This is a genomic window from Citrobacter sp. Cpo012, from assembly GCF_030333015.1.
Taxonomy (GTDB): Bacteria; Pseudomonadota; Gammaproteobacteria; order Enterobacterales; family Enterobacteriaceae; genus Citrobacter; species Citrobacter portucalensis.
The window spans coordinates 172,545-191,931 of the sequence record NZ_JAOWGR010000037.1; the positions used below are offsets into that span (position 1 = coordinate 172,545).

At 50.2% G+C, this 19,387-nt stretch carries 17 protein-coding genes and 1 other RNA gene; 12 read left to right on the top strand and 6 right to left on the bottom strand.

Features of this window, described 5'->3' with window-relative positions; all coding sequences use genetic code 11:
- Nucleotides 1-155: 155 nt before the first annotated feature.
- The gene (locus tag OGX90_RS10740) at nt 156-2,264 is read left to right on the top strand and encodes a phage tail tape measure C-terminal domain-containing protein (protein ID WP_286623794.1); all 2,109 of its coding nucleotides are present in this window, start codon (nt 156-158) and stop codon (nt 2,262-2,264) included.
- A 229-nt stretch (nt 2,265-2,493) separates the two neighbouring features.
- Here the strand turns inward: OGX90_RS10740 and rprA are convergent.
- Together rprA and ydiK are read right to left on the bottom strand one after the other, a co-directional pair.
- An RNA gene (rprA, locus tag OGX90_RS10745) (antisense sRNA RprA) lies at nt 2,494-2,601 on the bottom strand.
- Nucleotides 2,602-2,784: 183 nt separating this feature from the next.
- A complete protein-coding gene (gene ydiK / locus OGX90_RS10750; protein ID WP_003832632.1) occupies nt 2,785-3,894 on the bottom strand; it encodes an AI-2E family transporter YdiK in 1,110 nt (369 codons plus the stop codon).
- A 213-nt stretch (nt 3,895-4,107) separates the two neighbouring features.
- Here ydiK and ydiJ point away from each other — a divergent pair, with 213 nt between their 5' ends.
- From ydiJ to OGX90_RS10765, 3 genes are all read left to right on the top strand, one after another.
- A complete protein-coding gene (gene ydiJ, locus OGX90_RS10755; RefSeq protein ID WP_267452055.1) occupies nt 4,108-7,164 on the top strand; it encodes a D-2-hydroxyglutarate dehydrogenase YdiJ in 3,057 nt (1,018 codons plus the stop codon).
- Nucleotides 7,161-7,571 carry a 1,4-dihydroxy-2-naphthoyl-CoA hydrolase gene (gene menI, locus OGX90_RS10760; RefSeq protein WP_008784603.1) on the top strand — a complete coding sequence of 137 codons (411 nt, stop codon included), beginning with the start codon at nt 7,161-7,163 and terminating at the stop codon, nt 7,569-7,571. The genes ydiJ and menI overlap by 4 nt, the downstream gene beginning before the upstream one ends.
- A 77-nt stretch (nt 7,572-7,648) precedes the next feature.
- Nucleotides 7,649-7,837, top strand: a complete 189-nt coding sequence (locus OGX90_RS10765; RefSeq protein ID WP_003030540.1) for a YdiH family protein — start codon at nt 7,649-7,651, stop codon at nt 7,835-7,837.
- Nucleotides 7,838-7,903: 66 nt separating this feature from the next.
- Here OGX90_RS10765 and OGX90_RS10770 read toward each other — a convergent pair whose 3' ends face one another.
- Entirely contained in the window at nt 7,904-8,755 is an 852-nt protein-coding gene (locus OGX90_RS10770) for a Vmh family MBL fold metallo-hydrolase (RefSeq protein WP_032943195.1), read from the bottom strand.
- Nucleotides 8,756-8,876: 121 nt separating this feature from the next.
- Here OGX90_RS10770 and OGX90_RS10775 point away from each other — a divergent pair, with 121 nt between their 5' ends.
- From OGX90_RS10775 to ldtE, 8 genes are all read left to right on the top strand, one after another.
- Nucleotides 8,877-9,752, top strand: coding sequence for a LysR family transcriptional regulator (locus OGX90_RS10775; RefSeq protein WP_048214311.1), 876 nt, complete (start codon nt 8,877-8,879; stop codon nt 9,750-9,752).
- Nucleotides 9,753-10,240: 488 nt separating this feature from the next.
- Nucleotides 10,241-10,609, top strand: coding sequence for a Fe-S cluster assembly scaffold SufA (sufA, locus tag OGX90_RS10780; RefSeq protein ID WP_003832645.1), 369 nt, complete (start codon nt 10,241-10,243; stop codon nt 10,607-10,609).
- Nucleotides 10,610-10,617: 8 nt separating this feature from the next.
- Nucleotides 10,618-12,105, top strand: coding sequence for a Fe-S cluster assembly protein SufB (gene sufB, locus OGX90_RS10785; RefSeq protein WP_020996440.1), 1,488 nt, complete (start codon nt 10,618-10,620; stop codon nt 12,103-12,105).
- Between the two features lie 16 nt (nt 12,106-12,121).
- The gene (gene sufC, locus OGX90_RS10790) at nt 12,122-12,868 is read left to right on the top strand and encodes a Fe-S cluster assembly ATPase SufC (protein WP_003832649.1); all 747 of its coding nucleotides are present in this window, start codon (nt 12,122-12,124) and stop codon (nt 12,866-12,868) included.
- Nucleotides 12,843-14,114 (top strand): Fe-S cluster assembly protein SufD, encoded by a 1,272-nt coding sequence (sufD, locus tag OGX90_RS10795; protein ID WP_032943209.1) that lies wholly within the window; start codon nt 12,843-12,845, stop codon nt 14,112-14,114. Before sufC ends, sufD begins: the two co-directional genes overlap by 26 nt.
- Nucleotides 14,111-15,331 (top strand): cysteine desulfurase SufS, encoded by a 1,221-nt coding sequence (sufS, locus tag OGX90_RS10800; RefSeq protein ID WP_008784609.1) that lies wholly within the window; start codon nt 14,111-14,113, stop codon nt 15,329-15,331. The genes sufD and sufS overlap by 4 nt, the downstream gene beginning before the upstream one ends.
- Before the next feature lie 12 nt (nt 15,332-15,343).
- Complete coding sequence (gene sufE, locus OGX90_RS10805) at nt 15,344-15,760, top strand: cysteine desulfuration protein SufE (protein WP_003832654.1); 417 nt, start codon at nt 15,344-15,346, stop codon at nt 15,758-15,760.
- A gap of 124 nt (nt 15,761-15,884) precedes the next feature.
- Nucleotides 15,885-16,889: a L,D-transpeptidase LdtE gene (ldtE, locus tag OGX90_RS10810; protein WP_032943210.1), complete on the top strand. Its 1,005-nt coding sequence runs from the start codon at nt 15,885-15,887 to the stop codon at nt 16,887-16,889.
- Between the two features lie 68 nt (nt 16,890-16,957).
- On the opposite strand, the gene lpp is transcribed toward ldtE, so the two are convergent.
- The 3 genes from lpp to ynhH form a co-directional block, all read right to left on the bottom strand.
- Nucleotides 16,958-17,194 (bottom strand): murein lipoprotein Lpp, encoded by a 237-nt coding sequence (gene lpp, locus OGX90_RS10815; protein ID WP_003029373.1) that lies wholly within the window; start codon nt 17,192-17,194, stop codon nt 16,958-16,960.
- 309 nt (nt 17,195-17,503) lie between these two features.
- Nucleotides 17,504-18,916, bottom strand: a complete 1,413-nt coding sequence (gene pykF, locus OGX90_RS10820) for a pyruvate kinase PykF (protein WP_003029366.1) — start codon at nt 18,914-18,916, stop codon at nt 17,504-17,506.
- Between the two features lie 7 nt (nt 18,917-18,923).
- On the bottom strand, nt 18,924-19,118 hold the full coding sequence (ynhH, locus tag OGX90_RS10825) for a protein YnhH (protein WP_244293978.1): 195 nt from the start codon (nt 19,116-19,118) through the stop codon (nt 18,924-18,926).
- Between the last annotated feature and the right edge of the window lie 269 nt (nt 19,119-19,387).

The window sequence follows — 19,387 nt, forward strand, 5'->3', positions numbered from 1 at the left end:
TATATTTAAAATCATATGCTGTATGGGTTAAGGGATTTAACCCCATCACATTAAATCACTCCAACACAAGGTTTAAAAACTTCCTTTTCTTCACCTCACCAGCCCGTCAGGGCGTGAGCGTAGCGAACAAATACACATTAAAGAGGTAAAATAAAATGTCAGGTACAGATGCTGAATTAGGTTTTTTCGATACGTCGCAAGTGGAAGATGCAACGACACGGCTTGATGAATTGTCAAAATCCGCACAGGGTGTTACTAGCAATATTGACAAAATGGCTGATTCATTTAAATCTCAGAATTTGGGGGATGGGATGCGTCGTGGATTGATGGGTAATATTACCCGTGATTTTCAATCTATGCAAAACTCTATTACTAACGAGATTATAAATGATGGCGAAAAAGCGGGTAAAGGCTGGTGGTCTAATTTTATAAATGGAGTTAAAGAGAATCATAACGCGCAACGTGAATTAGGCGTCATGGGGCATGAACTTATGTCAGGGCGTTGGGCTAATCTGCGCGGTTCTGCGGCTATCATGATGGGTTCTGCTGGTATCGGTGGTCTTGCCTCTACTGGCATCGTCATGGGGCTTACAGCCGCCGTTGAGGGCATCGAGGCACTAACCGAAAGCATACAGGAAGCCGCACAAGCGCAAAAGGATTTACAGCAATCAGCAATATTATCTGGAAATGCTGGTGCATTATTTTCCGGTAGAATTGATGAAATCGTTAATGGGCTACAAACTGTTAAAGACGCTTCAAGGGAAGTTAAAGAAGAATTTGTTACTAATGCACTAAATTCTGGATTAACGCCTGGTTTTTTGAAAAAGAATGGTTCGATGCTTCTTCAATATCAACAGGAATTCGGTGATAAACAAACAGAGGCATTAGAAAAAATCCTTGCAGAAACACAGACTGATGCAACAAAGGGTTATGCCGCACTTTATAAAATGGGTGACGGCTTACTTGATAAAGTGAATAATGATATTCAAAGTGGTAATTATAAAGCCGCTGGCGCTGATATGATTACACAGTTAATGCAGGGGGCGCAAAATGAATTACGTGAATCACAGAAAAACCAACATGAATTAGATGGGGATTCTTGGTGGGATACAACCTTGCAATATATGGGGATGGGTTCATTGGGGTATTCAGCCGCTGGAGTACAAACACAGCAGAAAATCTTAAATGGAATTAAGCAAAAGAAAGATACTATTATTGATGCCAATAAAGAGGCGAATGCAGCAATTCAGAAATCAATTGATTCTGTTAAGTCGCCTGATTTAAGCCGGACTAAAGCCTACCATAATTTTAGTGTTTATAATCATCCATCATTCGGCACTCACACCGGAAAAACAGAAGCCGAAAAATCCGCTGAAAAAGCACAGCGAGCACTGGAACAATTAAAATCATCAATCTATGGAATTGACGAACAATCATCATCCTTGTTGAATTCTGTTAATCGTCGATGGGGTTCTAAAATGCAACCTTTCAGCGATTTAAGTCATGATGCTTATGATTTTCAGCAATCGCAAGACCAGATTAATCAACAGTTTGATAAAATGATTGATAGGGTAAATGAGCTGCGCCGCCGTCAAGGTAAAAGCGCGAATAATTCAGCATTCGATTCTGAAATTACCAAAATAATGAACCAGCGCGATTCAGTATTAAAGGCCAATCAAGACGGATTTGAAAGCTATGAAGATAGTTTACATTCCGCTGTTGCTGGTATGAAAGAAGCGTGGAAAAACTACGATGAGAAAGTTGATGATATTGCAGCGCAACAGGCCACTGTATGGAGCAAATCACTTGATTTAATGACAGATGATTTAACTGATTTTCTAACGACCGGAACGACAGATTTTGAGAAATTCTTTAAAAATATCGCCGTGATGGAAGAAAAGTATATGGTTCAAAATTGGCTTGTGAGGCCAATGAATGATTACATTGGCGGGTTAATGGGGTTCGGTTCATCATCAAGCCTAGCGTCTCAAGCGGCGAATTCATTTGCTGTACCTGAAATTCCTAAACTGGGAGCAACTCATTTAGGTGGTGGATTGGGTTCGACTGCGCCAACAATCAATATCACCATTAATGATAATGGTAATAAAGGTGTGGATAGTAAGGTAAATGCCAGTGGCGGCGATGCGCAAAAACTAGGAATTGCACTTGATAAATTCATGCAAAATTATATCAAGCAACAAAACGTCAATTCGAATCGACAAGGCGGCATTAATAAATCAATGGGGAACTGGTCAACGCGCTAATCCGTTAACACGAAAAATCATCCCTTCATGGCCTTACGGTGTGGAGGGATTTTTAGGTTTAATTTGAGATATCCCCGCCAAAATTCCCGCTAGAAAATTATTGTAACACTCGCCTGATTTACCCTTATAGCACACAAATGGTACACAAAAGGCTCACAGGTAATCGCATACCCTTAATACCTATAATCTCTCAAACCCCGTAATTGCTGGTTCTGATAAGAAAATCAGGACAAAAAAAAGCCCACCGTGGGAGATGGGCAAAGACTACACACAGCAATTCGTTGTTTCACTCAGGGGATTTCCATGCTTATAAATCAATGTGTTGATCTAAAGCCATGAGCTAATAGTAGGCATAGTGATTTTTTACGTCGATCAGATTCATCTCAATAGTTTAAAAACTGTAAAGAATTTGCGACACAAATGATTATTTAAAGAAGGGCGAGGTTGGGTCTAATCCCGCAAGAAGGAGGATTGATTAGTATTGTTAAATAATCAGGCGGCGCTGCCGCCTGATGTTGGATTACTTATTGCGTTCGATTTCAGCAATTTCTTCGAGGATTTCATCTGGATTGGTACCTGGCGCAGGGGCTTCGTTTACCCAGGCGGAGAACAGACGCCAGGAAACGGCCAGCACTACTGGACCGATAAACAGACCAATCATGCCGAAGGCAATCAGTCCGCCGATGACCCCGGAGAGAATCAGGATCAGTGGCAAATCGGCACCCATACGAATCAGCATCGGTCGAATAACGTTATCCAGCGTTCCGACCACGCCGCTCCACACCAGCAGAACCGTGCCCCAGGTTGAATCACCCGTCCAGTACAGCCAGATAATGGCCGGAATCAGCACCGGCAACGGCCCCAGTTGCACCAGACAAGACAGGATCATCAATACCGCCAGCAGCGTGGCGTAAGGCACGCCGGTTACCGCCAGACCAATTCCCCCGAGCACTGCCTGCACCAGAGCGGTGACCACAACGCCCAATGCGACGGCGCGAATGGCTTGCGCGGCCAGCAGAATGGCAGCATCGCCACGTTTTGAGGCAAGACGGCAAGCGAAGTGACGAATACCTAATGCGACCTGTTCACCGCGCCAGTACAACAGGGCGCTGAACAGCAGCATCAGACCACAGTGCATCATAAAGCGGCCGATATGTGCGGCCTGACCGACAAACCAGGTGGTGGTGGTACCGATATAAGGACGAACCTTGGCCATAATGGCCGAACCGCCCATATCCAGTAAACTGTGCCATGCGCCATACATTTTGGCACCCACCAGTGGAATGCTGTTCAACCAAGCCAGATCCGGTAGCGTCATATCACCTGCGGTTACGGCATGGATCAGCGGCCCGCTGCCATCGACGATACTGTTAACCAGCAGCGCGATAGGGATGATGAACAACAGCACTAACAACAGTGTCATCACCAGTACGGCAAGTGAACGACGTCCCCAGAGCAATTTTTGTAAGCGTAGCAGGATAGGCCAGGTCGCAATGACAATCGTACCTGCCCAGGCAAAACCGAGGATAAAGGGCTGAACAATCCAGAGACAGGCCACAATCAGGATGGCTAAAAACAGCACCGATAGCAGCACTTGTGCAATATCCCTGGGCTGACGGAAATTTACCATAAATACTTTTCACCTTTGTCTTTGCGCCAGAACGTTGACGCGACGTGAACACGTTAATCACACTCTATAATGATGAGCAATTTCAGCGGTTTTGAACAGGCGGATTCTGCCTGTAAATCTGCTGAGCGTATTAGAAAAAAATGTGATACAACAAACAAAGCAACACGCAAACGATTAAATTCACAACACAGACCGCAGGAAAGGGTCACTATAATGATTCCACAAATTTCTCAGGCGCCAGGTGTCGTTCAGCTGGTGCTCAATTTTTTGCAGGCGCTGGAGCAGCAAGGATTCACGGGTGATACGGCAACGAGCTATGCCGATCGTCTGACAATGTCGACGGATAACAGTATTTATCAGCTGCTTCCTGATGCTGTCGTTTTCCCTCGTTCAACCGCAGATGTGGCGTTAATCGCCCGTCTGGCGGCAGAACCGCTATTCTCGTCGTTGATTTTTACCCCGCGCGGCGGCGGCACCGGGACCAACGGTCAGGCGCTGAACCAGGGCATTATTGTTGATATGTCCCGCTATATGAGCCGGATTATTGAAATCAACCCGCAAGAAGGTTGGGTGCGGGTAGAAGCCGGGGTGATAAAAGACCAGCTCAACCAGTTTCTGAAGCCATATGGCTATTTCTTTGCCCCGGAATTATCCACCAGTAACCGGGCAACGCTCGGCGGGATGATCAACACCGATGCGTCCGGGCAAGGATCGTTGGTTTACGGTAAAACTTCCGATCATGTGTTGGGCATCCGTGCGGTGCTGATGGGCGGTGATATTCTGGATACCCAGCCCATGCCGGTCGAGCTTGCCGAAATGCTGGGTAAAAGCAATACCACGATTGGCCGTATCTATAAGACCGTTTATGAGCGTTGTCGTGATAACCGACAGCTGATCATGGATAAATTCCCGAAACTTAATCGCTTCCTGACGGGTTACGATCTGCGGCACGTCTTTAACGATGAGATGACCGAATTTGATTTAACCCGCATTCTTACCGGCTCTGAAGGTACGCTGGCGTTTATCACCGAAGCCCGCCTTGATATCACGCCACTGCCCAAAGTCAGACAGTTGGTTAACGTTAAGTACGATTCGTTTGATTCGGCGTTGCGTAACGCGCCGGTGATGGTGGAAGCGCGCGCATTGTCGGTAGAAACCGTCGACTCCAAAGTACTCAATCTGGCGCGTGAAGACATCGTCTGGCACTCGGTAAGCGAACTGATTACCGATGTCGCGGATAAAGAGATGCTGGGCCTGAATATTGTCGAGTTTGCCGGTGACGACGAAACCTTGATTAATTCGCAAGTCAGCGCACTCTGCGAACGCCTGGATGGGTTAATCGCTCGCCAGGAAGCGGGCGTTATTGGCTGGCAGCTATGTACCGAACTGGCGGGCGTCGAACGAATTTACGCCATGCGCAAAAAGGCTGTCGGTCTGCTGGGCAATGCAAAAGGTTCCGCGAAGCCCATTCCGTTCGCCGAGGATACCTGCGTTCCTCCGGAGCATCTGGCTGACTATATTGCCGAGTTTCGCGCGCTGCTCGACAGCCATGGTCTGAGTTACGGTATGTTCGGCCACGTGGATGCTGGCGTGCTGCACGTCAGGCCGGCTTTAGATATGTGCGACCCGCAGCAGGAAGTGCTGATGAAACGCATTTCTGATGATGTCGTCGCGCTGACGGCAAAATATGGCGGTTTGTTGTGGGGTGAGCACGGGAAAGGTTTTCGTGCGGAATACAGTCCGGCGTTTTTCGGTGATGAACTGTATCGTGAACTGCGCAAAGTGAAATCGGTGTTTGATCCGCAAAACCGGCTCAACCCCGGCAAAATCTGTCCACCGGAGGACGTTGATGCGCCGATGATGAAAGTGGACGCGGTGAAACGCGGAACGTATGACCGTCAAATCCCGCTGGCCGTACGCCAGGAGTGGCGTGGGGCAATGGAGTGTAATGGCAACGGGTTATGCTTTAACTTCGATGCGAAAAGCCCCATGTGTCCGTCGATGAAAATCAGCCTTAACCGTATCCATTCTCCGAAAGGGCGAGCTACGCTGGTACGTGAATGGCTGCGTCTGTTGGCCGATCGCGGGATCGATCCTGTGCAACTGGAAAAAGAGCTACCGGAGAAACGCGCCAGTTTACGCACGCTGATTACCCGTACCCGCAACAGCTGGCATGCACGCAAGGGCGAATACGATTTCTCGCACGAAGTAAAAGAGGCGATGTCAGGTTGCCTGGCGTGTAAAGCCTGTTCCACACAGTGTCCGATTAAAATTGATGTGCCGGAGTTCCGCTCACGCTTCCTGCAACTGTACCACACGCGTTATCTGCGCCCGTTGCGCGATCATATGGTGGCGACCGTTGAGAGCTATGCACCGCTAATGGCGCGGGCGCCTAAAACGTTTAACTTCTTCATCAATCAGCCGCTGGTGCGAAATCTGGCTAAAAAGCACATTGGAATGGTTGATTTACCGCTGTTGTCTGCGCCGTCGCTGCAACGCCAACTGGTGGGGCATCGTTCTGCCAATATGACGCTGGAACAGCTCGAATTACTCAGCCTCGAGCAAAAAGCCCGCACGGTGCTGGTGGTACAGGATCCGTTCACCAGCTATTACGATGCGCAGGTGGTGGCTGATTTTATACGTCTGGTAGAAAAACTGGGTATGCAGCCGGTACTGCTGCCGTTTTCGCCAAACGGCAAGGCGCAGCACATTAAAGGCTTTTTAAACCGTTTTGCCAAAACGGCGAAAAAGACATCCGAGTTTCTTAACCGGGTAGCGAAGCTGAATATTCCGATGGTGGGTGTTGATCCGGCGCTGGTGCTTTGTTATCGCGATGAATACAAGCTGGCGCTGGGAGAACAGCGGGGTGATTTCCATGTGCTGCTGGCCAACGAATGGTTATCAAAAACTGTGGAAACACAGCAGTCAGTCGCTGTTGGCGGTGAACCGTGGTACTTCTTTGGCCACTGTACCGAAGTGACGGCTTTACCGGGCGCGCCTGCACAATGGGCGGCTATTTTTGCTCGCTTTGGCGCAAAGCTGGAGAACGTCAGCGTGGGGTGCTGTGGTATGGCTGGCACTTACGGTCACGAAGTGAAGAATCACCAAAACTCATTGGGTATCTATGAGTTATCATGGCACCAGGCAATGCAACGATTGCCACGTAACCGTTGTCTGGCTACAGGGTACTCCTGTCGCAGCCAGGTTAAACGCGTTGAAGGTACGGGCGTTCGCCACCCATTACAGGCACTGCTGGAGATTATAGGATGATCTGGAAACGTGAAGTCACACTCGAGGCGCTCAATGCCATGGGTGAAGGAAATATGGTTGGGTTGCTCGATATTCGTTTTGTGCACATTGGCGACGATACGCTGGAAGCTACGATGCCGGTGGACCATCGCACCAAACAACCCTTTGGGTTGTTACACGGCGGCGCATCCGTGGTGCTGGCGGAAAGCATTGGTTCGGTAGCTGGCTACTTGTGTACTCAGGGTGAGCAGAAAGTGGTGGGCCTGGAGATCAACGCCAACCATATCCGTTCTGCACGGGAAGGGCTCGTCAGGGGCGTATGTCGCGCGTTACATACAGGTTCTCGTCACCAGGTGTGGCAAATAGAAATCTTCGATGAGCAGGGTCGATTGTGCTGCACGTCGCGTCTGACGACCGCAATTTTGTGATGCATATTGCTTTTGGTCATTATCTGCACAGGGAATGGTGTTATACTGTGCAGGTTTTGAACACAAGCGAGGATGATATGTCTACCCAATTAGACCCTGCCCAACTGGCAATAGAATTTTTACGTCGTGATAAAACCGATCTTTCACCGGCTCAGTACCTGAAAAGGCTAAAACAGCTTGAGCTGGAGTTTGCAGATCTGTTGGCGCTCTCTTCCACTGAACTGAAAGAAGAGATCTATTTTGCCTGGCGCATGGGCGTTCATTGATTCCGGTATGCTTATCGTAACGAAACCCCGACACGCGTTCGGGGTTATTTTTGCCTTAAATCTTCATTACCACTTCATCTCGCCGCTGTTAACTTTTGCACTTAGTTCCAGCGAGCTTACGTCTGCAAGGCCTGGCCATGCTGCCGTCATGGTTTTAATCACATAACCCGATCCTTTTTTCGCCCCTAGCGCCTGCTCAAACGACTGCAAATAGTCCTGGGTGAAGCGAATAGCTTTATCACCGGTTGGGCGGTCGCCAATGTAATGACCCGGTACCACCTGAGTGGGCTGTAAGCTCTGCATTTCGCTCAGTACGCTACGCCATGCACTACGTTGTTGTTCAGACTGTGTGTCCGCCGTCCAGACGTGAATACCTGAAGCCACGCCTGTGCCGCCAATAATGGCTCGATTCGCCGGGATCCAGATATACGCTGCATAATCGTTGGCGTGACGCAGTTCCAGCGTTTCGTCATCAACCGTGAACTGCGTTTGCGTAGTCGCCTGCGGAACGGTGAGCGATGTTGGTGCGCCGTCCTTCATTTGCGGGCCCCAGAACTGCAGCTTGGCCTCTTTGGTGGCGCGGATATGGTCTACCACCTGCGGCGTTGCCAGGACTTTTACCTGTGGGAAGGCCTCAACGATGGGCTGCAAACCAAAATAGAAATCCGGATCGCCGGAGGTGATCACAATAGCCTTCAGCGTTTTACCGCTGGCTCGAATCATTTGCACCAGTTGTTCGCCATCTTTGGTACTGAACTGGGCGTCAAACAAAATCGCCTCTTTTGGGCCAGACACCAGCGTCGAAGAAACCGGGAAAATAGCCTTATCCTGTGGATTATAGACGTCCAGCTGTAGTGGCGCGGCGAAAGCTGAAGACGCAAACAGAGGTAACAGCAGGGCCAGAGTTTTAACTTTCATACCAGGTAACCTTGTGCAGGAAATTGTCATTTGATAGTTCCCGTATTTTAAGGATATTCGGATCTGTTAGAATTCCCTCATTAGGACATGCTGAGTTTCATAAAACGATCGGATGGGAACAATGGACAGAGTGATGGCGGCAACGGTATTCAACCATATCTGTGATTTGGGTAGCCTGAGCGCAGCCGCGCGTGCGTTGGGGCTTTCCCGTCCGATGGTCAGTCGTTATCTCGACGAGATGGAAAAATGGGCAGGCGCAAGGCTTATCCATCGCTCATCGCGTCGTTTGACGATCACGCCAGCGGGTGAAGAGGCATTAGTGAAAACACGTTCTCTGGCGCAACTTTCGCTGGATATTGGTGCCGCCAGTGCCGCGCAAATTCCCTCCGGCACGCTACGTGTAGCCTGCGCCCATTTTACCGCGATGCATATTCTTGCTCCGGTTCTGCCGACGTTTATGGCGCAATATCCGCAATTACGTATTGAGGTGGAGATCAATAATCAACCGGTAAGCCTTGTGGGGGAACGCATCGATGTGGCGATCCGCATAACAGATAATCCAGAGCCAGGGACTATTGCCCGTCGGTTGGGCGACTGTAAATCGGTGCTTTGCGCGTCTGCAGATTATCTGCATCAACATGGCACACCTGAGACAATCGACGATCTCACACGGCACAATTGCCTGTACTACAGCGGTTTTGCCGGGCAATCCTGGCACTTTTTGGATCCTCAGGGGCAGTCTGTCTCCGTTGCAATCAAAGGGAATTTGAGTGCAGGGATCTCTTCGCTGCTCTGCGAGTCGGCGGTGGCCGGAATGGGGATCGCGTTGGTGCCAGAGCTGGAGGCGCAGGAAGGGCTGGAGCAGGGAAAGCTAATTCGATTACTGCCAGAACTTCAACCTAAATGCCTGCCGATTTATGGTTTGTACCTTTCACGTGAACATCAACCCGCAGGGCTACGCCTGCTGCTGGACACGCTCAGTGAGGCACAGCGTTAAATATGTGATTGAACGCGTTTATAAAAGAGTCAAACCGCAATTAGTGTTAAAAAAAACTAATCGGTGTATGAGATTCTTCTTATCGCCCCTTCAAGAGCTAAGCCAATATGAGTGCCGGAGATAAGCGCCGGATGGGGCCGGAACCCTTAAGCCTGCCAGCAAGCAGACTTAAGGGTTTTTTGTTGTTTGTTTATTATTTGAATTGTTTTTCCCTACCTTCATCCCCACCTATCCTTTAAATAGACATTTTCTATACATCTTTTGTCATTTGACCTGACTGAACGATTGGATTTTCATAATCCATTATTAATCAATGCATTGAACAAAATAATCCATCCCTGTAAACCCTCGCTGCAGGGTCTATGCTTAGTAAAAGTAGTCAGAAAGGGCGATTAACCCGAATGCCCCTGCTGTTGAGGGGTTGAAGTGATAATCATTATCACTAACATGGTGTTATAGCTTAAAAGCTAGTGACTCGAGGTAACTCTATGGAATTGCATTCAGGAACATTTAACCCGGACGATTTTGCCTGGCGTGGGCTGACGTTAACGCCAGCGGCTGCGGCGCATATCCGTGAACTGGTGGCAAAGCAACCTGACATGTTGGGTGTGCGTCTAGGTGTGAAGCAAACAGGGTGCGCGGGATTCGGCTACGTGCTGGATACCGTCCGCCAACCCGAAAAAGACGATCTGCTGTTTGAAACGGAGGGCGCCAGACTTTATGTGCCGTTGCAGGCGATGCCGTTCATTGACGGTACAGAAGTCGATTTCGTTCGCGAAGGATTAAACCAGTTATTTAAATTTCATAACCCGAAAGCCCAGAACGAATGCGGCTGTGGCGAAAGTTTTGGGGTATAGGCGGTACTATGTCTCGTAATACTGAAGCAACTGACGATGTCAACACCTGGGCTGGCGGGCACCTTAATTACAAAGAGGGCTTCTTCACCCAACTGCAAACCGATGAGCTGGCAAAAGGGATCAATGAAGATGTCGTGCGCGCGATTTCGGCAAAACGAAATGAACCCGACTGGATGCTGGAATTTCGCCTGAATGCCTTTAAAGCGTGGCTGACCATGGAAGAACCACACTGGCTTAAAGCGCATTACGACAAACTGAATTATCAGGAGTATAGCTATTACTCCGCACCTTCCTGCGGTAACTGCGATGAAACCTGTGCGTCCGAACCGGGAGCGGTACAGCAAACGGGCGCGAATGCATTTTTAAGCAAAGAGGTTGAGGACGCATTCGAACAGCTTGGCGTGCCGGTACGTGAAGGCAAAGAAGTGGCGGTTGATGCTATTTTCGACTCGGTATCGGTAGCGACCACCTATCGCGACAAACTGGCGGAGCAGGGCATTATTTTCTGTTCGTTCGGTGAGGCCATTCACGATCATCCTGAGCTGGTAAAACAGTACCTGGGCACGGTTGTCCCCGGCAATGACAATTTCTTTGCCGCGCTGAATGCGGCGGTGGCATCTGACGGCACGTTTATTTATGTACCGAAAGGCGTACGTTGCCCAATGGAGCTGTCGACCTATTTCCGTATCAATGCGGAAAAAACCGGGCAGTTTGAACGCACCATTCTGGTTGCGGATGAGGGCAGCTACGTCAGCTATATCGAAGGCTGTTCAGCCCCGGTGCGCGACAGTTACCAACTACACGCGGCGGTGGTGGAAGTCATCATTCACAAAGATGCCGAAGTGAAATACTCCACGGTGCAAAACTGGTTTCCCGGCGATGGCAATACGGGCGGTATTTTGAATTTCGTCACCAAGCGCGCACTCTGCGAAGGCGAAAACAGCAAAATGTCGTGGACGCAGTCGGAAACCGGCTCGGCCATTACCTGGAAATACCCAAGCTGCATTTTGCGTGGCGACAACTCGATCGGCGAATTCTACTCCGTCGCGCTGACCAGTGGACATCAGCAGGCCGATACCGGCACCAAAATGATCCACATTGGCAAAAACACCAAATCGACCATTATCTCGAAAGGGATCTCCGCCGGACACAGCCAGAACAGTTATCGCGGCTTAGTGAAAATCATGCCGACCGCTACTAACGCCCGCAACTATACCCAATGCGACTCGATGTTGATCGGTGCGGATTGTGGGGCACACACCTTCCCGTATGTGGAGTGTCGTAACAATAGCGCCCAGCTTGAACATGAAGCCACCACGTCGCGTATTGGTGAAGACCAGTTGTTTTACTGCCTGCAGCGCGGCATCAGTGAAGAGGATGCCATTTCGATGATCGTGAATGGTTTCTGTAAAGACGTGTTCTCTGAACTGCCGCTAGAGTTTGCTGTGGAAGCGCAAAAACTTCTCGCCATAAGTCTTGAGCACAGCGTCGGTTAAATTTTAAGGAAAGCACATGTTAAGCATCAAAGATTTACAGGTCAGTGTGGAAGATAAGGCGATCCTGCGTGGGTTGAGCCTTGAGGTTCGACCCGGAGAAGTTCACGCCATTATGGGACCAAACGGTTCGGGGAAAAGTACGCTTTCCGCAACTCTCGCTGGACGGGAAGACTACGACGTCACTGGCGGAACGGTAGAGTTCAACGGCAAGGATTTACTGGAACTGTCGCCGGAAGACCGGGCCGGTGAAGGGATCTTTATGGCATTCCAGTATCCGGTGGAAATCCCTGGCGTCAGTAACCAGTTTTTCCTGCAAACGGCGCTGAATGCGGTGCGGAGTTACCGTGGCGAAGAGTCGCTGGATCGATTCGACTTCCAGGATCTGATGGAAGAGAAAATAGCGCTGCTGAAGATGCCGGAGGATTTGCTCACGCGCTCGGTAAACGTCGGTTTCTCCGGCGGTGAGAAAAAACGTAATGACATTCTGCAAATGGCCGTGCTGGAGCCTCAGTTGTGCATTCTTGATGAGTCAGACTCCGGGCTGGATATTGATGCGCTGAAAATCGTTGCGGATGGCGTGAACTCGCTGCGTGACGGGAAACGCTCATTCATTATCGTCACTCACTATCAGCGCATCCTGGACTATATCAAACCCGATTTTGTTCACGTTCTCTACCAGGGGCGAATTGTGAAGTCCGGTGATTTTACGCTGGTCAAACAACTGGAGGAGCAAGGTTATGGCTGGCTTAGCGAACAGCAGTAACGTGCTGCAACAGTGGCATCATCTGTTTGAGACGCAAGGGGAGACACGCTCACACCATGCGCAGCAGCACTTGCAACAGATGCTGCGTCTGGGGCTGCCAACGCGGAAGCATGAGGACTGGAAATACACGCCGCTGGAGGGATTAACCAACAGCCAGTTTGTCAGTCATGTCGCTGAGATAACGTCAGCCCAATGTGCAGCGTTGTCGCCGACAATTGATGCTGTACGACTGGTGTTTGTTGACGGACAATTCTCTCCGACGCTCAGCGACAGTACAGACGGTAGCGGTTTTGACATTACCATTGACGATGCGCGCCAGGCGCTGCCAGCGGCTATCCAACCGGAAGTGTTTTTGCACCTTACCGAAAGCCTGTCCCGTAGCGTAACGCACATTCAGGTGAAGCGTAACCAGCGCCCCGCGAAACCGCTGCTGCTGCTGCACATAACCCAGGGGCTGGCGGGCGATGAGGTGAATACGGCGCACTATCGCCACCATCTGGAGCTAGCGGAAGGCGCAGAAGCCACCGTCATTGAACACTATGCCAGCCTCAGCGAGCGTCGCCATTTCACCGGCGCACGCTTAACGATGAACGTCGCGGCAAACGCCCATTTGCGCCATATCAAACTGGCGTTCGAAAATCCGTTTAGTCACCACTTCGCGCATAATGACATTCAATTGGGCGCGGATGCTACTGCCGTTAGCCACAGTTTCTTGCTTGGTGATGCGGTATTGCGCCATAACACCAGTACGCAGCTTAACGGTGAAAACACCACGCTTCGGCTGAACAGTCTGGCGATGCCGGTGAAAAATGAAGTCTGTGATACACGGACCTGGCTTGAGCACAACAAAGGGTATTGCAACAGTCGCCAGCTGCATAAAACGATTGTCAGCGATAAGGGACGAGCGGTCTTCAATGGTCTGATCAACGTCGCCCAGCACGCCATCAAAACCGACGGTCAGATGACCAACAATAATTTGTTGCTCGGAAAGCTGGCGGAGGTGGATACCAAGCCACAGCTCGAAATTTACGCCGACGATGTGAAATGCAGCCACGGGGCGACGGTAGGGCGGATCGACGACGAACAGATGTTCTATCTGCGTTCGCGAGGGATCGGCCAGCAGGATGCTCAACACATGATTCTCTATGCGTTTGCCGCTGAGCTGACGGAAGCCCTGGGCGATGAAACGCTGAAACAACAGGTACTGGCACGGATCGCCCAACGCTTGCCGGGAGGCGCAGCATGACATTTCCCATTGAAAAAGTACGGGCTGACTTTCCGGTCCTGACGCGTGAAGTGAACGGTTTACCGTTGGCGTATCTGGACAGCGCTGCCAGCGCGCAAAAACCCAATCAGGTGATTGATGCCGAGGCCGAGTTTTATCGTCACGGCTATGCGGCGGTCCACCGCGGTATTCATACGCTGAGCGCCCAGGCCACGGAAAAAATGGAAAATGTGCGCAAGCTTGCCTCGTTGTTTATTAACGCCCGCTCAGCGGAAGAGCTGGTGTTTGTTCGTGGTACGACGGAAGGCATCAATCTGGTGGCGAACAGCTGGGGCAGCAGCAATGTGCGAGCGGGCGATAACATTATCATCAGCGAAATGGAGCACCACGCCAATATTGTGCCCTGGCAGATGCTGTGTGCCCGCGTAGGGGCAGAGCTGCGCGTTATTCCGCTCAATGCCGATGGTACGTTGCAGCTGGAGACGCTGCCGACGCTGTTTGACGATCGTACGCAACTGCTGGCGATTACCCACGTTTCTAACGTGTTGGGTACCGAGAACCCGTTATCGGAAATGATTGAGCTGGCGCATCAATACGGCGCAAAAGTGTTGGTGGATGGCGCACAGGCGGTGATGCATCATCAGGTGGATGTCCAGGCACTGGATTGCGATTTTTATGTTTTCTCCGGGCATAAACTTTATGGACCAACCGGTATTGGCGTTCTGTATGCCAGAGAGTCGCTGTTGCAGGAGATGCCACCCTGGGAAGGCGGTGGTTCAATGATTGCGACGGTGAGTTTGAGTCAGGGAACAACGTGGGCTAAAGCCCCCTGGCGTTTTGAAGCCGGAACGCCAAATACCGGAGGTATTATCGGACTCGGCGCGGCTATTGAGTATGTTTCAGCACTGGGGCTTACTGAAATCAGCGAATATGAACAGTTCATGATGCGCTATGCGTTGGAGCAGCTGGCGGATGTGCCGGATTTGACACTCTACGGACCGGATAACCGCTTGGGTGTGATTGCATTTAACCTTGGTAAACATCACGCCTTTGACGTCGGCAGTTTTCTTGATAACTATGGAATAGCCGTGCGGACGGGGCATCACTGCGCTATGCCGCTGATGGCCTACTATAACGTTCCTGCTATGTGCCGGGCGTCGATTGCAATGTACAACACCCATGAAGAAGTGGATCGCCTGGTAACGGGCCTCAAGCGTATTCATCACTTACTGGGCTAACAGGGAGGCGTTATGGCTGCGCTACCGGATAAAGAAAAGTTGTTGCGTAATTTTCTGCGTTGCGCTAATTGGGAAGAGAAATACCTGTACATTATTGAGCTGGGTCAGCGTTTGCCGGAATTAAACGACGACTTACGCTGCCCGGAAAATAGCATCCAGGGATGTCAAAGTCAGGTATGGATTGTTATGAACCAGAATGGCGAAGGGATTATTGAATTACAGGGCGACAGTGATGCGGCAATTGTGAAAGGACTTATTGCCGTGGTGTTCATTTTGTATGATCGCATGACGGCCCAGGATATTGTGAATTTTGATGTGCGTCCGTGGTTTGAAAAAATGGCGCTCGCACAGCACCTCACGCCGTCTCGTTCACAAGGGCTGGAGGCGATGATTCGGGCTATTCGCGCCAAAGCCGCAACTCTTAGCTAAACTGATAAAACACGTTAACTTTCAGACCGACTTGAAAGCGTTCGTGTAAGGCAACGCAGTGACTCGTAAGCCGGATTGGGCGCTCGCCGCCGTCCGGCAAGAACGCCAGGGGGGGTGAGTGAGTATGAAACGCGCGTCTGTTATTACGTTAATGCTAATCGGCGCTTACAGCGCTATTCAGGCCGCATGGGCGGTCGATTATCCTTTGCCCCAGGCGAACAGCCGCCTTGTTGGGCAAAACCAAACCTACACCGTGCAGGAAGGCGATAAAAACCTACAGGCGATAGCCCGTAAGTTTGATACCGCTGCCATGCTGATCCTTGAAGCCAACAATACTATTGCCCCCGTACCTAAACCCGGAACCCTGATTACTATTCCCTCACAATTACTGCTGCCGGATGCACCACGCGAAGGCATTATTGTGAATCTGGCGGAACTGCGTCTGTACTACTTCCCGCCGGGAGAGAATATTGTTCAGGTATTCCCAATTGGTATCGGTTTGCAGGGGCTGGAAACGCCGGTAATGGAAACCCGGGTTGGGCAGAAAATCCCAAATCCTACCTGGACCCCTACACCAGGCATCCGTAAACGCTCTCTGGAGCGCGGCATCACATTACCGCCTGTTGTACCTGCCGGGCCAAATAACCCGTTAGGACGCTTTGCACTGCGTCTGGCGCATGGAAACGGTGAGTATCTGATCCATGGCACCAGCGCGCCGGACAGCGTGGGCCTGCGTGTGAGTTCTGGTTGTATTCGCATGAACGCGCCGGACATTAAAGCACTGTTTGCTCAGGTCCGCACAGGCACGCCGGTCAGGGTGATTAATGAGCCGATAAAATATTCGATTGAGCCGAACGGCATGAGATATGTCGAAGTGCATCGACCGCTGTCGCCGGAAGAGGAACAAAACGTCCAGACCATGCCGTATGTGCTGCCAGCCGGTTTTACCCAGTTTAAAGACAATAAAGCGGTGGATAACAGTCTGGTGGAAAGGGCGTTGTATCGTCGTGCAGGTTATCCGGTCACCGTCACTGCCGGGCAAGCATCGGTCGCGAGCAATGGGCCAGAAGTGAAGTCTGCGCAAAATGGCGTGCCGGGAGGAGATGCTGAGGTGCGCGCTACGCAATAACAGGGAAGGGGAGTTCAGAGCAAAAAAAATGGCGCACAATGTGCGCCATTTTTATTACACAGATACTATTACTTGCGGTATTTAGTAGCTGCGTTGTCCAGACGCTGGTTAGCGCGAGCTGCGTCATCTTTAGCAGCCTGAACGTCGGAACGCATTGCGTTCACGTCGTTGCTCAGCTGGTCAACTTTAGCGTTCAGAGTCTGAACGTCAGAAGACAGCTGATCGATTTTAGCGTTGCTGGAGCAACCTGCCAGCAGAGTAGAACCCAGGATTACCGCGCCCAGTACCAGTTTAGTACGATTCATTATTAATACCCTCTAGATTGAGTTAATCTCCATGTAGCGTTACAAGTATTACACAAACTTTTTTATGTTGAGAATATTTTTTTGATGGGAATGCACTTATTTTTGATCGTTCGCTCAAAGAAGCATCGAATTGTGCAAAAACGGCTAAAAACCCGAGTGAAAACAGAAAGCTTCCATCGGATTCATCTTAGATAATCACGGATTAGATAGTGAAATCCGATTTGATTTTTTATTAATTGTGGCTATCGATAAAATAAAAAAAGCGCCACCAGGGCGCTTTTTTTAGCAAATTAATTCGCGATGGAATTATTACAGCACGTGAACGGATGCGGTGTTGGTGGTGCCGCTCGGAACCAGTGCACCAGAAACCATAACCACAACGTCACCTTTTTGAGCCAGACCGCTTTCCAGAGCGACTTCTTTACCCAGACGATAGAAATCATCGGTAGAGCTGATTTCTTTAACCACCTGTGCAACAACGCCTTTGCTCAGCACCAGCTGACGCGCGGTAGTTTCGTTGGTGGTCAGCGCCAGGATGGTGGCATCCGGGAAGTATTTACGTACTGCGCGAGCGGATTTACCACCCTGGGTTGCGACGACGATCAGCGGCGCGTCCAGTTTTTCAGCAGTTTCAACCGCGCCACGGCAAACGGCTTCGGTGATGCGCAGTTTGCGGCTGTCGTTGTTGAAGTCCAGACGGCTGGTCATCACACGGTCAGTACGCTCACAGATGGTCGCCATGATGGTAACGGCTTCCAGCGGGTATTTACCTTTTGCAGACTCGCCAGACAGCATTACTGCGTCGGTACCGTCGAGGATGGCGTTCGCTACGTCACCGGCTTCAGCGCGGGTCGGACGCGGGTTTTTGATCATGGAGTCCAGCATCTGGGTCGCAGTGATAACGACTTTACGTGCACGGATACATTTTTCGATGATCATCTTTTGCGCGAAGATAACTTCTTCAACCGGGATCTCAACGCCCATATCGCCACGCGCAACCATGATGCCGTCAGACGCTTCGAGGATTTCGTCGAAGTTGTTCAGGCCTTCCTGGTTTTCGATTTTGGAGATGATCTGGATGTTTTCGCCGCCGTGCGCTTTCAGGTGCTCACGGATTTCAACGACGTCAGAACGTTTACGGATAAAGGACGCTGCAACGAAGTCAACGCCTTGCTCGCAACCGAAGATCAGGTCTTGTTTGTCTTTTTCAGCCAGTGCTGGCAGCGCGATGGAAACGCCCGGCAGGTTAACGCCTTTGTTTTCGCCCAGGTCGCCGTTGTTCAGCACTTTACAGATAACTTTGTTACCTTCGATGGCGGTAACTTCCATGCCGATCAGACCATCGTCAACCAGAACGGTGTTGCCGACAGACAGATCTTTAGTGAAGCCTTCGTAAGTTACAGCAACGATTTCGTTGTTGCCTACGACAGATTTGTCGGTGGTGAAGGTGAAGGTCTGGCCCGCTTTCAGGGAAACGTCGTTACCGCCTTCCAGTTTGATGGTACGGATTTCCGGACCTTTGGTGTCGAGCAGGATTGCGGCTTTCTTGCCGGTTTTGCTCATAACGTTGCGCAAATTCTTGATGCGCTGACCGTGTTCTGCGTAGTCGCCGTGGGAGAAGTTCAGACGCATGACGTTCATGCCCGCGTCCAGCATTTTGGTTAACATCTCTTCGGATTCGGTTTTCGGACCGATGGTGCAAACAATTTTCGTCTTTTTCATGACAGTCTTAGTCTTTAAGTTGAGAAGGATATGGAAATCTGGCTCCCATCGCGCACGGATGGGAAGCTAAACCTGAGTTACGAAAGTTGTGATGCCTCGCTCTAAGGATAGGTGACATCGAAAAAGCGTGCAGAGGAATGTGTGCTTGTGTTTCAGCCCAACGGGATGGTGAGTTCTGTAGTCGTTGAGTTTTACAGGTCAATGTGCTGAAACCATTCAAGAGACAATTGGCGCGCATTATACGCTGAAAATTATCAAAAAGGAAAATGGAAACAGCGTTTCAAAACACTTCTGTGCAGTTTTACAAAAATTATTCATTAATTTGTTCATCGGTATGGATAAAGAGGTTATCGGGCGTTGCGATTTGTTGCGCAACAAACTGCATTTAACATCTCGATGGCTACGTTTTATATCGTTGACGTCGATACAGCACTATATTCCTAAAAGTTATATCAAATTCGTTTTAATTCA

Excerpts from the sequence above, each read along its gene's own strand:
- OGX90_RS10740 (WP_286623794.1), top strand. The coding sequence starts at position 156 with ATGTCAGGTACAGATGCTGAATTAGGTTTTTTCGATACGTCGCAAGTG.
- ydiK (WP_003832632.1), bottom strand. The coding sequence starts at position 3,894 with ATGGTAAATTTCCGTCAGCCCAGGGATATTGCACAAGTGCTGCTATCG.
- ydiJ (WP_267452055.1), top strand. The coding sequence starts at position 4,108 with ATGATTCCACAAATTTCTCAGGCGCCAGGTGTCGTTCAGCTGGTGCTC.
- menI (WP_008784603.1), top strand. The coding sequence starts at position 7,161 with ATGATCTGGAAACGTGAAGTCACACTCGAGGCGCTCAATGCCATGGGT.
- OGX90_RS10765 (WP_003030540.1), top strand. The coding sequence starts at position 7,649 with ATGTCTACCCAATTAGACCCTGCCCAACTGGCAATAGAATTTTTACGT.
- OGX90_RS10770 (WP_032943195.1), bottom strand. The coding sequence starts at position 8,755 with ATGAAAGTTAAAACTCTGGCCCTGCTGTTACCTCTGTTTGCGTCTTCA.
- OGX90_RS10775 (WP_048214311.1), top strand. The coding sequence starts at position 8,877 with ATGGACAGAGTGATGGCGGCAACGGTATTCAACCATATCTGTGATTTG.
- sufA (WP_003832645.1), top strand. The coding sequence starts at position 10,241 with ATGGAATTGCATTCAGGAACATTTAACCCGGACGATTTTGCCTGGCGT.
- sufB (WP_020996440.1), top strand. The coding sequence starts at position 10,618 with ATGTCTCGTAATACTGAAGCAACTGACGATGTCAACACCTGGGCTGGC.
- sufC (WP_003832649.1), top strand. The coding sequence starts at position 12,122 with ATGTTAAGCATCAAAGATTTACAGGTCAGTGTGGAAGATAAGGCGATC.
- sufD (WP_032943209.1), top strand. The coding sequence starts at position 12,843 with ATGGCTGGCTTAGCGAACAGCAGTAACGTGCTGCAACAGTGGCATCAT.
- sufS (WP_008784609.1), top strand. The coding sequence starts at position 14,111 with ATGACATTTCCCATTGAAAAAGTACGGGCTGACTTTCCGGTCCTGACG.
- sufE (WP_003832654.1), top strand. The coding sequence starts at position 15,344 with ATGGCTGCGCTACCGGATAAAGAAAAGTTGTTGCGTAATTTTCTGCGT.
- ldtE (WP_032943210.1), top strand. The coding sequence starts at position 15,885 with ATGAAACGCGCGTCTGTTATTACGTTAATGCTAATCGGCGCTTACAGC.
- lpp (WP_003029373.1), bottom strand. The coding sequence starts at position 17,194 with ATGAATCGTACTAAACTGGTACTGGGCGCGGTAATCCTGGGTTCTACT.
- pykF (WP_003029366.1), bottom strand. The coding sequence starts at position 18,916 with ATGAAAAAGACGAAAATTGTTTGCACCATCGGTCCGAAAACCGAATCC.